The sequence below is a fragment of the Mesorhizobium sp. M2A.F.Ca.ET.042.01.1.1 genome (assembly GCF_003997405.1).
In the GTDB taxonomy this organism is placed as follows: domain Bacteria; phylum Pseudomonadota; class Alphaproteobacteria; order Rhizobiales; family Rhizobiaceae; genus Mesorhizobium.
Window position 1 is genome coordinate 1 of record NZ_RZRX01000172.1, and the last position, 14,007, is coordinate 14,007.

General features: G+C 62.3%; 12 protein-coding genes. 6 read left to right on the top strand and 6 right to left on the bottom strand.

What is annotated here, in order from left to right:
• Window positions 1-540 (top strand): DegT/DnrJ/EryC1/StrS family aminotransferase (locus tag EOA23_RS23120; RefSeq protein WP_145966465.1); only part of this gene is annotated, 540 nt, incomplete at its 5' end.
• A 31-nt stretch (window positions 541-571) separates the two neighbouring features.
• Here the strand turns inward: EOA23_RS23120 and cysQ are convergent.
• From cysQ to cysD, 3 genes are read right to left on the bottom strand one after another with little or no spacing between them, the layout of a single operon-like run.
• On the bottom strand, window positions 572-1,357 hold the full coding sequence (gene cysQ / locus EOA23_RS23125) for a 3'(2'),5'-bisphosphate nucleotidase CysQ (protein WP_189341679.1): 786 nt from the start codon (window positions 1,355-1,357) through the stop codon (window positions 572-574).
• Window positions 1,358-1,367: 10 nt separating this feature from the next.
• Window positions 1,368-3,305, bottom strand: coding sequence for a sulfate adenylyltransferase subunit CysN (cysN, locus tag EOA23_RS23130; RefSeq protein WP_189341677.1), 1,938 nt, complete (start codon window positions 3,303-3,305; stop codon window positions 1,368-1,370).
• A 2-nt stretch (window positions 3,306-3,307) separates the two neighbouring features.
• Window positions 3,308-4,213, bottom strand: coding sequence for a sulfate adenylyltransferase subunit CysD (gene cysD, locus EOA23_RS23135; RefSeq protein WP_245463223.1), 906 nt, complete (start codon window positions 4,211-4,213; stop codon window positions 3,308-3,310).
• 438 nt (window positions 4,214-4,651) lie between these two features.
• Between cysD and EOA23_RS23140 the strand changes: the two genes are divergently transcribed.
• Both EOA23_RS23140 and EOA23_RS23145 read left to right on the top strand, forming a co-directional pair.
• Window positions 4,652-5,944, top strand: coding sequence for an O-antigen ligase family protein (locus EOA23_RS23140; RefSeq protein WP_127305855.1), 1,293 nt, complete (start codon window positions 4,652-4,654; stop codon window positions 5,942-5,944).
• Window positions 5,941-6,870, top strand: a complete 930-nt coding sequence (locus EOA23_RS23145) for an NAD-dependent epimerase/dehydratase family protein (protein WP_127305856.1) — start codon at window positions 5,941-5,943, stop codon at window positions 6,868-6,870. The genes EOA23_RS23140 and EOA23_RS23145 overlap by 4 nt, the downstream gene beginning before the upstream one ends.
• Window positions 6,871-6,928: 58 nt before the next feature.
• On the opposite strand, the gene EOA23_RS23150 is transcribed toward EOA23_RS23145, so the two are convergent.
• The 3 genes from EOA23_RS23150 to EOA23_RS23160 form a co-directional block, all read right to left on the bottom strand.
• Window positions 6,929-7,465 (bottom strand): sugar transferase, encoded by a 537-nt coding sequence (locus EOA23_RS23150; RefSeq protein WP_281058762.1) that lies wholly within the window; start codon window positions 7,463-7,465, stop codon window positions 6,929-6,931.
• A gap of 3 nt (window positions 7,466-7,468) precedes the next feature.
• Window positions 7,469-8,401: a glycosyltransferase family 2 protein gene (locus EOA23_RS23155; RefSeq protein WP_281058763.1), complete on the bottom strand. Its 933-nt coding sequence runs from the start codon at window positions 8,399-8,401 to the stop codon at window positions 7,469-7,471.
• Between the two features lie 66 nt (window positions 8,402-8,467).
• Window positions 8,468-10,516, bottom strand: coding sequence for a nucleoside-diphosphate sugar epimerase/dehydratase (locus EOA23_RS23160; RefSeq protein ID WP_189341678.1), 2,049 nt, complete (start codon window positions 10,514-10,516; stop codon window positions 8,468-8,470).
• Between the two features lie 394 nt (window positions 10,517-10,910).
• Here EOA23_RS23160 and EOA23_RS23165 point away from each other — a divergent pair, with 394 nt between their 5' ends.
• The 3 genes from EOA23_RS23165 to EOA23_RS23175 all read left to right on the top strand — a co-directional run bounded on the left by EOA23_RS23165 (window position 10,911) and on the right by EOA23_RS23175 (window position 13,839).
• Window positions 10,911-11,702, top strand: coding sequence for an ABC transporter permease (locus EOA23_RS23165; protein WP_126062044.1), 792 nt, complete (start codon window positions 10,911-10,913; stop codon window positions 11,700-11,702).
• 7 nt (window positions 11,703-11,709) lie between these two features.
• Window positions 11,710-12,453 carry an ABC transporter ATP-binding protein gene (locus EOA23_RS23170; RefSeq protein ID WP_126062045.1) on the top strand — a complete coding sequence of 248 codons (744 nt, stop codon included), beginning with the start codon at window positions 11,710-11,712 and terminating at the stop codon, window positions 12,451-12,453.
• 471 nt (window positions 12,454-12,924) lie between these two features.
• Window positions 12,925-13,839, top strand: a complete 915-nt coding sequence (locus tag EOA23_RS23175) for an NAD-dependent epimerase/dehydratase family protein (RefSeq protein WP_127305857.1) — start codon at window positions 12,925-12,927, stop codon at window positions 13,837-13,839.
• The last annotated feature ends 168 nt before the right edge of the window (window positions 13,840-14,007 follow it).

A 14,007-nucleotide genomic window follows, 5' to 3' on the forward strand; every position in this document is an offset into this window, starting at 1 on the left:
ATGTTCACCAATGACGGTGCGATGGCCGACAAGCTTCGTTCCTTCGCCTTTCACGGCAAGGGCGAGACGCAATATGACAATGTCCGCGTCGGCATCAATTCGCGCCTCGACACACTGCAGGCGGCGATCCTGATCGAGAAGCTCGCCATCCTCGAAGAGGAAATGGTGGCCCGCCAGGTGGTTGCCGACCGCTATGCCAAGGGCCTCGGCGACGTCGTCAAGGCGTCGCGCAATCTCGGCCACGGCCGCTCTGCCTGGGCGCAGTACGCCATCGAGACCCCGAAGCGCGACGGGCTCAAGGCTCATCTCGGCGAAAAAGGCATCCCTTCGGTGATCTATTACGTGAAGCCGTTGCATGAGCAGGTGGCCTACAAGGACTATCCGCGCACGCCGACGGGTCTTGCCGTCTCCGAAACGCTGCCGAAGCAGATCCTCTGCCTGCCGATGCACGCCTATCTCAGCGAAGCCGACCAGGACCGCGTCATCGAGACGATCCGCAATTACATCGGATCGAACTCGGCGCAGGTAGCGGCGGCTTAGGAGTGCGTAATCTCCCCCTCGAGGGGGGAGATCAGGTCGCCGCGCCCTTCCCGCTCGCAATGAAATGCGGGTTGGCGAAATCGCTGTCGCTCGCCTGGTTGCGCTTGCCGTAGACGAGCGGCCGGCCGTCGAGTGTGCGCGTCATGCCACCTGCAGCGCGCAGCACCGCGTCACCCGCTGCCGTGTCCCACTCCATGGTGCGGCCGAAGCGCGGATAGACGTCCGCCTCCGCCGCGGCAAGCAGGCAGAATTTCAATGACGAGCCGATCGAGACAATCTCGGCGGGACCGAGGTCGCGGATGAAGGCGTCGGTTTCGGGCGTGTTGTGCGAACGGCTGGCGACGACGGCGAGTGGCGTGCCCCCTGCCCGCACGGTGATCGGCCGGCGGCCGGTAATGCGATAATCGGCATCGACCTCCAGCGCCTCGGCCTTGCCAGGCCGTCCACTGAAGAAGCGCCCGGTGCAGGGCGCGTAGACAACGCCCACTTCCGGAACGCCATGGCGCACCAGCGCGATGTTGACGGTGAAATCGGTGCGGCGGTTGACGAATTCCTTGGTGCCATCGAGCGGATCGATCAGGAAGAAGGCGCCATCGAGATAGGGCGTGGCAATGCCCGCCGCCACCTCTTCCTCGGCCACGCATGGGATATCCGGATAGGCGGCGCGCAGGCCGGCAAGGATGATCTTCTCGCTTTCGCGGTCGGCTTCCGTCACCGGCGAAGAGTCCGCCTTGCTGTCGACGGCGCAGCCTTCATCGAAGACGCGCATCACCTCGCGCCCGGCTTCCAGCGCCAGGCGCTCGAAAACGCCCAGCATCGCCTCGTCATCAGATACCGCCGCCATTGTCATACTGCTCCTCGGCAATGTCGCGCTCGATCAGCCAGTGTTCGAGGGCTTCCGCCATCTCCTGCGGACTCCTGCCGAGGGTCTTGAGATGGATTTCGGGATTCTCCGGCGCCTCATAGGGAGAGTCGACACCGGTGAAGTTCTTGATCTCACCGCTCAGGGCGCGTGCGTAAAGGCCCTTCGGGTCACGCCTTGCGCATTCCTCGAACGGGGTATCGACGAACACTTCGACGAACTCGCCCTCGGCCATCAGCTCGCGCGCCATGCGGCGCTCGGCGGCGAAGGGCGAGATGAAGGAGACGATGACGATCAGCCCTGCATCGGCCATCAGCTTGGCCACTTCGGCGACGCGGCGGATGTTTTCGACGCGGTCGGCGTCGGTGAAGCCGAGATCGCGGTTCAACCCGTGGCGGACATTGTCGCCGTCGAGGATGTAGGTGTGACGGCCGGAGGCGAACAGCTTTTTCTCGAACAGGTTGGCGATGGTCGACTTGCCGGAACCGGAAAGCCCGGTGAACCAGAACACCGCCGGGCGCTGGTTCTTCAGGTCGGAACGGCCGCGCTTACCGACGTCGAGCGACTGCCAGTGGATGTTTTCCGCGCGCCGCAGCGAATGCAGGATCATGCCGGCGCCGACGGTGGCATTGGTGATGCGGTCGATCAGGATGAAGGCGCCGGTGGTGCGGTTCTCGGCGAAGGGATCGAAAGCGATCGGCGCGCGGGTCGAGAGATTGCAGACGCCGACCTCGTTGATGTCGAGCGACTTCGCCGCCTCATGCGCGAAATCGTTGACGTTGACCCGGTATTTGAGGTCGGTGACGGTGGCGCTGACCTGATCGGTCTCGGTGCGCAGGATGTAGGAGCGGCCGGGCAGCAGCGCCTGCTCGTCGAACCAGACGATGTTGGCGGCGAACTGGTCGGCGACCTGCGGCCGTGCCGCAGGCGACACCAGCATGTTGCCGCGCGACACCTCGACTTCATCCTCGAGGACCAGCGTGATCGCCTGGCCGGCGACCGCCTGATCGAGATCGCCGCCCTGCGCGACGATGCGCTTGACCCGGGACGCCCTGCCGGATTTGGCGACGACGACCTCGTCGCCCTGCGAAACGGTGCCCGACGCAATGGTGCCGGCGAAGCCGCGGAAATCGAGGTTCGGACGGTTCACATATTGGACGGGGAAGCGGAACGGCAGCTCGACGGCGGCTTCGTCGACCGACACGGTTTCCAGATGCTCGATGAGCGACGGACCGGAATACCAGGGCGTGCGCTCGGATCGGCTGGTGACGTTGTCGCCGAAACGCGCCGACATAGGGATCGGCACAACGCTGACGAAGCCGAGTTGCTTTGCGAACTCGCCATAGTCGGCGACGATCTGGTCGAACGCAGCCTTGTCGAAGCCGATAAGGTCGATCTTGTTGACCGCCAGCACGATGTGACGGATGCCGAGCAACGAGGCGATGATCGAATGACGCCGGGTCTGGCGCAGCACGCCCTGGCGGGCATCGATCAGCACGATGGCAAGATCCGCGGTCGAGGCGCCGGTCGCCATGTTGCGCGTGTATTGCTCATGCCCGGGCGTGTCGGCGACGATGAACTTGCGCTTGGGCGTGGCGAAGAAGCGGTAGGCGACGTCGATGGTGATGCCCTGCTCGCGCTCCGCCTCCAGCCCGTCGACCAGCAGCGCGAAGTCGATATCGTCGCCGGTGGTGCCGTGCTTGCGCGAATCCTTCTCCAGTGCCGCCAGTTGGTCCTCGAAGATCTGCTTGGTGTCGGAGAGCAGGCGGCCAATGAGCGTCGACTTGCCGTCATCGACCGAGCCGCAGGTGAGGAAGCGCAGCAACGACTTCTTTTCCTGCGCGGCCATATAGTCGCGGATAGAATCGGTCGGGGCGAGGCTCTTGGCCATGATGTGGCGCATGATCAGAAATAACCCTCGCGCTTCTTCTTTTCCATCGAGCCCGCCTCGTCGCGGTCGATGAGGCGGCCCTGGCGCTCGGAGGTGCGGGCGGTCAGCATCTCGCCGACGATGGCCTCCAGCGTGTCGGCTTCCGATTCGATGGCGCCGGTCAGCGGGTAGCAGCCCAGCGTGCGGAAGCGCACCAGCCGGTTCTCGATCGCCTCGCCGGGACGCAGCTGCATGCGGTCGTCATCCTTCATGATCAGCATGCCGTCGCGCTCGACCACCGGCCGTTCCTTGGCGAAATAGAGCGGCACGATCGGGATGTTTTCCTGCAGGATGTACTGCCAGATGTCGAGCTCGGTCCAATTGGACAGCGGAAAGACGCGGATCGACTCGCCCGGCGCGATGCGGGTGTTGAAGATCTTCCACATTTCCGGCCGCTGGTTCTTGGGGTCCCAGGAATGCTGAGCGTTGCGGAAGGAGAAGATGCGCTCCTTGGCGCGCGACTTCTCCTCGTCGCGGCGGGCGCCGCCGAAGGCCGCATCGAAACCATATTTGTCGAGCGCCTGGCGCAGCGCCACCGTCTTCATCACATGGGTATGGGTGTTGGAGCCATGATCGAAGGGATTGATGCCGTCGCGCACGCCATCCTCGTTGACGTGGACCAGCAGGTCGAAGCCGAGCTTCTGCGCCATCTGGTCGCGAAAGGCGATCATCTCGCGGAACTTCCAGGTGGTGTCGACATGCAGGAACGGGAAAGGCGGCTTGGCCGGATAGAAGGCCTTCATCGCCAGATGCATCAGCACCGAGGAATCCTTGCCGACGGAATAGAGCATCACCGGCTTGGAGAAGGAGGCCGCGACCTCACGGAAGATGTGGATGGATTCGGCCTCGAGCCGCTGCAGATGCGTGAGCGCGATATTCATGGACTGTCGAGCGTTCTCTCGTGCCGTCGAGCGGAAATCTTGCATTGCAGGCGCAATTCCATGCCGCCCGGACGCAAATTTCACTTGGACAAACTGTTTCGTGCGGGCGTTCTAACAGATCGGCGCTGTTCATAACAATGCGGGACGCGCCGGACGCACGATGATTAGGGAACGAATTTTCCAAGGGAGGCCGAGAAAGCGGAAAATCCTCCCAGGGCGCTCGAAACGCGGAAGCGGGGAAAGGAACCGTAAGTTCCGATGCCGGCCGCTCCGAACCAAGGTTTTCTGTCGGAACATCGTCAACCGGCCTATCGCGGAACGACGCCAGCGGCTATATGGGCTCGGGGAACGGGCAAGGCGCGGCAAACGGGTACGTCCAGCCAGCCATCAGCTGGCATCACGGATCCGGGCGCAACCTGGAAATTGCGAAGCAAGCATTTGAACCCGTTTACAAAGCTCCGACGCCAGCTCACGCCCGCTCAGATCAATTTCTATTTCTCGATCGTCTGCTTTTTCTCGCCGCCGGTGCTTGGATCGCTCGTCAGCATCACCTTCAATGCCGGCGGCGTGTGGTCGGCAATGCTGCTGGCCGCGAAGCGGCGGCGCTTCAACATCGACGGGCCGATGCTCGCCTTGACCGCGGCGATCTACGCCTATTGCGCGGCCATGGTTCTCGCTTCGATCGTCAATGGCACGCTGGCCGCCGATCTGCGGTTCTTCCTGCCGCTGATCACCTTCCTGCTTTTCCCGATCTCCTATTCGACCTGGAGCATTACCGAGAAGACCGCGCTGGCACGCATCGCCATTCTGGCAAGCGCCGCGGCCTGTTTCGGCGCGTTGGCGATCGCCATCGTCCAGTATCACTGGCTGGGCACGAGGGCCGAGGGCGGGGCCGGAAACGCGATCGTCTTCGCAACCGTTACCTGCCTTGCCGTCATGCTATGCCTCGCCGGCGCGCTGTCAGGCATCGAGAAACGCTCGAAGCTGCTGGTCCTGGCGGCGATCGCCGGAACCATTGCGATCGTCTATTCCGGGTCACGCATGATCTGGGTGGCGGTGCCGATTGCCGGTATCGTCGTGCTTCTCGTCAACCGCCGCCGGTTCACCAACGCCAGCATGGCGCGCTTGGCGGTGATCGGCGTCGTGGTCGCCCTGACGATCGCCGCCATCGGGTCTAGCGCCATCATGGATCGAGCCGACTTCCTGGTCAGCGACTGGGATGCGCTGAACGCCAATGGCGATCATTCGACGGCGCTCGGCTTGCGCGTGGCAATGTGGGAGATCGGCCTTGCCGCGGTTCGCGAGATGCCGATTTTCGGCCATGGCATCACGGCCAGCCGCGCCCTGATGAAGCAGGGTTTTCATGAGCAGTTCGGTCTGAGCGCAGGGTTCAGCCATTTTCACAACGGCTTCCTGACCGCGATGGTCGAAGCCGGGCTGCTCGGGGGGCTGGCGCTGGCGTCGATTTTCATCGTCGCCGCATGGAACGCGGCAAGGACGCTGCGCCTCAGCGTCGATCCGGTCGAGCGGTTCGGCGCGACGATGGTCCTCGTCGCGGTCATCACCTATCTCATCGGCGGAATGGCCGGCATCCTCGTCGGCCACGATATCCTCGACGCGACGCTGATGGTGTTCCTGATTTCAGGGACCTACCTTGCGTCCGGGCGGACGGTGGCGCCGACCGCCAAGGACGCGCCTGCGGTGGCGCCGGGCGCCAGCCTGCAACCATGAAGGTCCTGGTCACCGGCGCGACAGGCTTCATTGGGCGCCGGGTCGTCGGCCGGTTGCGGCAAGCCGGATTCGACATACGGACCGCTTCGCGCCTGCCGCAGCGGCTGGCAGGCGAGGACGATGCCGTCGCGCTGCCCGGCGCCGATGCGCCGCAGGAAGCCTATCTGGCGCTGATGCGCGACGTGACGCATGTCGTCCACTGCGCGGGGCTCAACAATGATCGCGGCGCCGGCGAGGCCGACTTGCGGGCTGTCAACGCGACACTGACCGGACGGCTCGCCCAGGCGGCCGCCAAGCGCGCCGAAGGGCGCTTCATCTATCTCTCCTCGATCCGCGCCGTCGTGGCGGCCGGTTTCAGCGGCACGATCGACGCGGCCACGCCCCCTGCCCCGCAATGCGCCTACGGGCGCTCCAAGCGTGAAGGCGAAATCGCAATGCTGGAGGCCTTTGCGACCGCCGGACATGCCGGCGCGACGGCGCTGAGGCTGCCGCCGGTCTACGGCGAAGGCATGAAGGGAAATCTGCGCGGGCTGATGCGTCTCGCAGCCACCGGCCTGCCGCTGCCCGCAGCCGCCTTGACCGCGGTTCGTTCGCTGGTCTCGCATGACGCGGTGGCAGGCGCCGTGACGCATCTCCTGGCCCGTCCGACGCCACCGCGCCCGACCTATGGGCTGGGCGATGCCTCGCCGGTTGCGCTCTCTGAAATCATCGCCGCTTTCCGGCGCGGCTACGGCCGGCCAGCCCGGCTGGTTCCCATGCCTTCCTGGCCGTTCCGGCTGCTGGCCACGCTCAGTGGCCGACAGGCGTCGTGGCAGGCTTTGGTGGCCACGCAGGTCTGCGATCCGTCGCTGCTGGCCTCGGAAGGCTGGATGCCGGAAGCCGACACGCTCGGCCGGCTCGAGGAACTGGCGCGGCAGGCCGGTTAATTCCAGCGCAGGCGGTTTTCGCCGAAACCAGGAGCGTTTCATCCTTTCGGCGTCACGCTCATGCGCGGTAGAACGTGCCCAGCAATATCCTGATATCCAGGCGAATCGTGGCAGCCTGGACGTAGGCCGCGTCGGTCTCGGCGCAGCGTTTTGGATCCGACATGTCGATCCCCTTGATCTGCGCCAGCCCGGTTATGCCCGGAAGTGCGGCAAGCACGCCCAGTTGCTTGCGCCGTTCGATCAGTTCCGTCTGCGTCGGCAGGCACGGACGCGGTCCCACCAGGCTCATCTCGCCCTTGAGCACGTTCCAGAGCTGCGGCAACTCGTCGATCTTGGTTGCGCGCAGCACCTTGCCCACCGCGGTGACCGAATTGGCCGGCGCCTGGTGGGTCGGCAAGGAGGGGGTGTCGCGACGCATCGTGCGCAGCTTGCGGCAGGAAAAGAGCGCGCCTTCCCGCCCCACGCGGATCTGCGAGAAGATGGCGGGGCCCGGCGACGTCGCCCGGATCGCCAGCATCGCGACCAGCACGATCGGCGACGTTAGCGCCAGCATCACCGCCCCAACAACCAGATCAAAGACCCGCTTTGCCGTCACGGTTCAGATCCGGCGCGAAAGGAAAGCAAGGTAGAGCCCCAGCGTGCCCATCAATGTCTGCCGGTAGACGCCGCTTTTGCCGAGCAGGCGGAAGCGCCTGAAGGTGCTGCCCTTGCGCGCCCTGATGAACAGGCGAAGGCAGAATGCGGGATCGGGCGCGATGAGATCGCGGTTGACGGCAAGGCCCCTGAGATTGGTGTCGGTCCAGGTAGCGAACTGGCCCTGGAACAGCCGTCCGAGCCTTGAAAGCCTTGCCTTCCACGAGACATTGGCGCCGACGAGGTTCGCCGCGTGCTGCCGGTATCTGACCAGCGGCCGCGGCTCGTAGCGGACCTTGCCGCCGGCGGCGGTGACGATGAGATAGGCCCACCAGTCATGGCTGACGAATTCGGTCCTTGCCGATGCTTTCGCCAGGAGGTCGCGCGCCTTGCGGTTGAAGAGCATGGTGTTGCCGCCGGCGATGCTTTGCACCAGCGCGTTGCGGAAAGACGGCGGGCGGCGAAACAGCGGCGAATAGCCGGCAGGCAGACCGGCCTCCGAAATGGTCGCCGTGCGCGAGCAGAACAGGAGCGGCATGTCGCTATCCTCTCCCTCCATCCAGCGGATGGCGCTCTCCAGCCGATCCGGCTCCCAGATATCGTCCTGGTCGCAAAAGGCATAGTAATCGGCATCGATGCGGGGATCGATGATCATCGAGCGGAAATTGGCGGCGAAACCCTTTCGCGGACCATCCAACAGCGTAACGGAGCCCTTGTTCCAGCGGGATCGCCAAGCCTCGACGATTGCGACCGTGGCGTCCGTCGAGCCATCGTCGGAAACCCACAGATCGACCGCGGGCCAGGACTGCGCGAAAAGCGATTCCAATTGCTCGCCGATGAATGCAGCGCCATCCTTCGTGCCCATGAGAACAGCCACGCGCTGGCCTTTCGCGGTCACGGTCTCTGAACCCGCGGGCGCATTCGAACGGGCTTCAACGGCCGATTTCGGGCGGGCGGCACTGCTCTAACCGATCTGTGCGGCCGTTTTCGGCACCGCCTGGCCGTGCGCGCCGAGGTCTGCCTCGGGCTGGTAGAGGCCGGCCAGGACGGCAAGCGCCGCGGCCTTGTCGCGATCGTGCATCGCGGCCACCAGCGCCGGCAGCGCGGCCTCGATCCTGGACCATTGCACGACGTCGCTCCTGAGGCCGAAGATCTTGGCGATGTCGAGCTTGACGACCTCTTCATTCTCGCCATGCAGCGTCTCGTGCAGCTTCTCGCCGGGCCTGATGCCGGTGAAGCGGATCGGAATGTCGGTGTAGGGGCTTTTGCCGGCCATGCGGATCATGGTCTCGGCGACTTCGAGGATCGGCACGGGCTTGCCCATGTCGAGCATGTAAATGGCGTAGTCGTCCTTGCCCTGGCGCTGCTCGGCATCGGCGGCCGACATGATGACCAGATCGACCGCCTCGGCCACGGTCATGAAATAGCGGGTCATGCGCCGGTCGGTGATGGTGACCGGACCGCCGGCCTCGATCTGCGCCTGGAAGATGGTCGCCACCGAGCCATTGGAGCCGAAGACGTTGCCGAAGCGCACGGCGATGAACTTGGTGCCGGAACGATGCGCGCCCACGGAATGGGTGTGATGCGCGCCGGCCCCATGACCGTTCGCCGCGGCGGCATGCAAGGGCGATGGCGCGGCATGGGCCTCATGCAGCGAGGAGACGATCTGCTCGGCCGCCCGCTTGGTGACGCCGAGCACCGAAGTCGGGGCGACCGCCTTGTCGCTGGAGATCAGCAGGAACTGCGGCACCCCGCATTCGGCGGCGATCTCGGCGCAGGCGAGCGTGCCGAAGACATTCGTCTCGATCGCCGCTTCCCAGTTCTCTTCCAGCAGCGGCACGTGCTTCAGCGCCGCGGCATGAAAGAGGATCGCGGGTTTGAACTCGCTGACGAGACGCATCATGTGAGGCCGGTCGGTGACGTCGACGATGCGGCTGGTCAGCCGGTCGCGGTGCTTCTCGTCGATCAGCTGATCGAGCTGGAAAATGCCGAATTCGGAATTGTCGGCCACCAGCACCGACTCGGCGCCCAGCTCCAGCGCGCGCTTGACAAGCACGCGGCCGATGGAGCCGGCGCCGCCGGTGACCATCACCCGCTTGCCGGCGACGAAGGCGCCGATGCGTGTCGTGTCGGTGGCAACCGCCGAACGGCGCATGATGGTTTCCATCTCGACGGTATCGAGAACCAGCCTGCCGCCCTGCCCCAGCTCCGACAGGCCGGAGAACTGGACGACGGCGATGCCGCTGTGGCGGGCGACGCGCACCAGCTCGGCATAGTCCTCGATGTCGCGCTCGGCGCCATTGCCGAAGATCAGGAGATCCAGGTTTTCCGTGCCCCTGACATAGTCCTCCAGCACCTCGACCAGGCGCGGCCTGAGCGCCACGACCGGAACGCCCTGAATCCGCGTGCCGAGCGGCGCGTCGCTCTCGGTGGCCATGATGCCGGCTATGGCGTATTCGGCCGGCACCGCCGTGCGGGTGAAGCGCACGATCACGTCCGCCTCGCTCAGCCGGCCGATGAACAGCGCCTGCTTGACCGGCGCGTCGCCCGGAGCGCGGCGCAGGATGCGCCAGGACGCGCCGTCGCGAAGAAAGCGGTAGTAGAGCCTGGGCGCTGAGATGATGGTGAAGGAGACCAGGAAAAAGACGATGAATTGGCGTTCGTTGAGGCCCATGACAGGCTGGAAGAAGAAGCGGAAGCCAAGCGAGGCCAGATAGAGGACGACCGTGAGGCTGCCGCAGCCCTTGAGGATGTTGAAGAAGTCGGGCGTGGAGGCAAAGCGCCAGACGGTATTGTAAAGACCACAATAGCGGAACAAAAGATGGGCGATGAGCACGATGAGCGCCCAGCAGGCCAGCCCGGCAAAGGAGAACGCCTCGAACGACAGCCGCGACTGCGAAAGGGTGAGGCTGAGCGCCACCGCCACCAGGACCATGACGAGATCCTGGACCATGATGATGGCGCGCCGCATCCTTGGTCTGAGTTCCGACACGGCTTCTACATAGGCGGTCATTGGGTAGTACTGAACTCCAGGCGCAGGGACATGCTATCAGAACCGCGCAGGACAAAACATCGTCCGCCGCCACTCTGGATTGCAAATCCCCAACCCCATCACCCAGTTATCGCCTTAGCGCGGAGCGAGCGGGAGGGCCAGAGGTTTTTTGGGCGGATATCATCTTGCTGACGATTTGTCTCAAAGCAGCAACGACTCAGACTGGACTGTTATTCTTCAGGAAAACTGCCGCAGCATCCAACAGATTCTGCTAATGGAAATCATAGCATGACGATCCGGCTTCACTAAGCCGCAGCGCGCTGCCATAAGCTTGTCGCAATAGCTATGAAAGAGGTGTAGGGGGCGTGCGGGGCGAGAGGCGAATCACCGGAACAAAAACTGTGACACTACGACTATGATCTCGGTACTGAATGGCGCCCTCGACGACATCTCCCGAACCATGAAGCTGCGAAGGGTATGGATTGCCCTGGCTCATGAGGATATCGGAGACCAGCATCGGCGCACCACGCTCGGACCACTTTGGCTTCTCGTCAACTATCTTGCCTTCGCGGGAACATTCGTTTTCGTGTTTCAACCGATTGGCAAAGATGCGGCAGGCTATGGCGCCTACGTCGCCATCGGCCTTATGGTGTGGTTTTACCTCATGGAGATCATCTCCCTGAGCGTCCCACTCTTCAAGCGCGAAGAGAGCTTCATCGAAGGTACGACGCTGCCGCTGTTCGTCTATGTGATGCGGCTGACGGTACAGTCGGTGATCCGGGCCGGTTATGCAGTTGTCGGATGCATCATTATCCTGCTGATCAGCGGGCCGTCGCTGACGCCTGCGTGGCTGTGGTCGCTTGCTGGACTGCTGTTGATCTTGTTGACCACACCAGCCCTCATCACGGTCTTCGCGTTTTTGGGCGCATTCTTCCCAGATAGCGAATTCATCGTCGGCAATCTCATGCGCGTTGGGATGTTCTTCACACCCGTCTTTTGGGTCTATAATGGCCAAGACGCGATACAGAGATACTCCTATCTCTGGAACCCGTTCTCTTACTTCCTGGACGTTGCGCGCATTCCGATCCTCGGGGGTGAGTTTCCGAGTAACGCCTTCGCCATCACCGGCGCCACAGCGTTGGTCACGTGGACGATCGCGCTGCTGCTGCTTGGCAGCTATCGCCGCCAGGTCGTCTTTTTGATTTGAGTTTGTGATGGTTTCCATAAAGCTGGACAACGTCAGCCTGATCTACAAGCTGCACGAAAAACTGACGCTTTCGGCGCCGGATCGGCGTTTGGGCGCGACTGGCGGTCGAATAGAAGGCTCCGGCCGAAGGCAGTTTGTTCAGGCGCTCGACGGCGTCGGTTTCGAACTCAAGGCCGGCGACCGGCTTGGTCTTGTCGGCCCGAACGGAGCCGGTAAGACAACACTGCTGAAGGTCCTCTACGGCATTTACGAGCCTTCCGGAGGGAGCGTCGTGATCGAAGGTAAGGTCGACGCTCTTTTCAACATCAACATAGGGTTTCGCCGCGAAGCGACCGGCCGCCGCAACATTGTGTTGCGGGGCTTGATCAACGGATGGTCGGAAGCCGAGATTGAAGAAAAGATGGAAGACATCATTGCCTTCAGCGAGCTCGGCGATTTCATCGACCTGCCCTTCAAGGCCTATAGCCAGGGTATGGCGGCGCGGCTCGCCTTTTCGGTGGCGACGGCGCTCGACCCCGAAATCCTGCTCATGGACGAATGGATCGGGGCGGGGGATGCCTCTTTCCAGGAAAAGGCCAAGAAGCGCATGGATGAACTGGCCGAAAAGGCAGGCATAATCGTTCTGGCGAGCCACAGCGAGAGTCTTATTCAAAGCGTGTGCACGAAGAGGCTAACGCTCAAAGGCGGCCGAGTGGAGTCGCTGACAGCGGTGCCGGTCAAACCTGTCGAGGCCGCGTTGGCCAGCCCCTAAAGCATGTCTCCCGAAAATGGGGACCGGTTTCGAGATAAAGAACATGCGTAAAATCAAGGACCTTAAAGCGCATGGGAGCGCATCCGAAGGATCGCGACGCGCTTTAGGCTTGCAACGTTTTGCAAAATGACGTGTAGCTGTTGCGGCTAGGCCGGAATCTCAATAGTTGTGCCCATGGTTCCGGCTTTCCATTCTGCCCGTGACGGCAGTATCTCAGATACTTTATATTAGAAGTGCCTGAATTTTCTGGATGTTTGCAGTTCGAGCAGGCCGGGATCAATAAAGATAGGCTGTTGAGTTGTTGATGACGAAGCCTAATGCCGTTCCGATGAACGATCTCAAGCGCCTGTATCAGCGCTACGAGGTCAAGATTGCGCGCGAAGTGGGAGCTTTAAGAGTGTCCCCGCATCAGCACCTGATCTGCACCGCACCGACCGCCCGCAGAGATAGCCGAGAATTAGGACGTTCGAAATGATTGGCGTCTACGGGTCAAACGGTTTTATCGGTCGGCACCTGCTTAGGCGACTAGTTCAGAGCGGTATGCCCGTCCGTGCGGTATCCAGGCGATTTGATCCCGAATTCATAGGCTCTTTGGGAGCAGGTGCAGAGTTCGTTCAGAGCGACTTCCTGCAGCCGATTGCCATGGCGTCCTCCTTGGAAGGAATCGAAACAGTCGTTCAACTCATTTCGACTTCAAGTCCCGGACTGAGGAACGAGCACACTATTGCTGATATAGAGGAGAACGTAATCCCCCACGTGAAATTCCTGCAGGCGTGCCTGCAGGCGGGGGTAAAGCGTTATATTTTCCTATCATCCGGCGGAACGATTTACGGACCGGACGCAGTTGTTCCGACGCCGGAGACCTCTGCTCCGAACCCGATCAACTCACATGGCCTGACGAAGCTCATCGTGGAAAGATATATCCAGATGTACGGCCACGTAGACGGTTTGGAATATGTGATCCTCAGATTAGCAAATCCCTATGGGCCTGGCCAAATCTTCCGCAAAGGCCAGGGTCTCGTTCCTATGCTATTGGATCATTGGCATAAGAGGCTGCCTATCCGCATATTCGGCGACGGCAAAGCCATGCGTGACTATGTCTATATCGACGATGTGATCGACGCAATTGAAGCAGCTCTGTTGCTTCCCCCTGGGTCACGCGCAATCATAAACATCGGTAGCGGCGAAACTCGCTCCGTACTAGAAGTTGTGGAGGCGATAGAGGGATTAACCGGCTACGTTTTTGAACGCGAATATGTTGGGGCTAGAAACACAGACGTCGACATTGCCAGCCTGGATATTTCCCTGGCGGGAAAGATGCTCAGTTGGAGGCCGCTCACCTCATTCGATATCGGGATTCGGAGAACGGTAACATCAGCAAAATGAATTCGTACCGGTGGGAGCCGCGAGACGGCGATCGCCGATTTCCCGGACAAGACAGTTTGGATACGCGTTTGGCGCATCGCCTAAAGCGCGTCGCCCTTTAAAGGATTCGGGATTCCCAGAGTGACGGTTTGATGATTCATTGCGGTGGAAGGGAGAACCGTGATGGGC

Bases quoted from the DNA above. Each gene is read 5' to 3' on its own strand.
- EOA23_RS23160 (WP_189341678.1), bottom strand. From the start codon at position 10,516: ATGACCGCCTATGTAGAAGCCGTGTCGGAACTCAGACCAAGGATGCGG.
- cysN (WP_189341677.1), bottom strand. From the start codon at position 3,305: ATGCGCCACATCATGGCCAAGAGCCTCGCCCCGACCGATTCTATCCGC.
- cysQ (WP_189341679.1), bottom strand. From the start codon at position 1,357: ATGCTGGGCGTTTTCGAGCGCCTGGCGCTGGAAGCCGGGCGCGAGGTG.
- EOA23_RS23175 (WP_127305857.1), top strand. From the start codon at position 12,925: ATGATTGGCGTCTACGGGTCAAACGGTTTTATCGGTCGGCACCTGCTT.
- EOA23_RS23165 (WP_126062044.1), top strand. From the start codon at position 10,911: ATGATCTCGGTACTGAATGGCGCCCTCGACGACATCTCCCGAACCATG.
- cysD (WP_245463223.1), bottom strand. From the start codon at position 4,213: ATGAATATCGCGCTCACGCATCTGCAGCGGCTCGAGGCCGAATCCATC.
- EOA23_RS23145 (WP_127305856.1), top strand. From the start codon at position 5,941: ATGAAGGTCCTGGTCACCGGCGCGACAGGCTTCATTGGGCGCCGGGTC.
- EOA23_RS23170 (WP_126062045.1), top strand. From the start codon at position 11,710: ATGGTTTCCATAAAGCTGGACAACGTCAGCCTGATCTACAAGCTGCAC.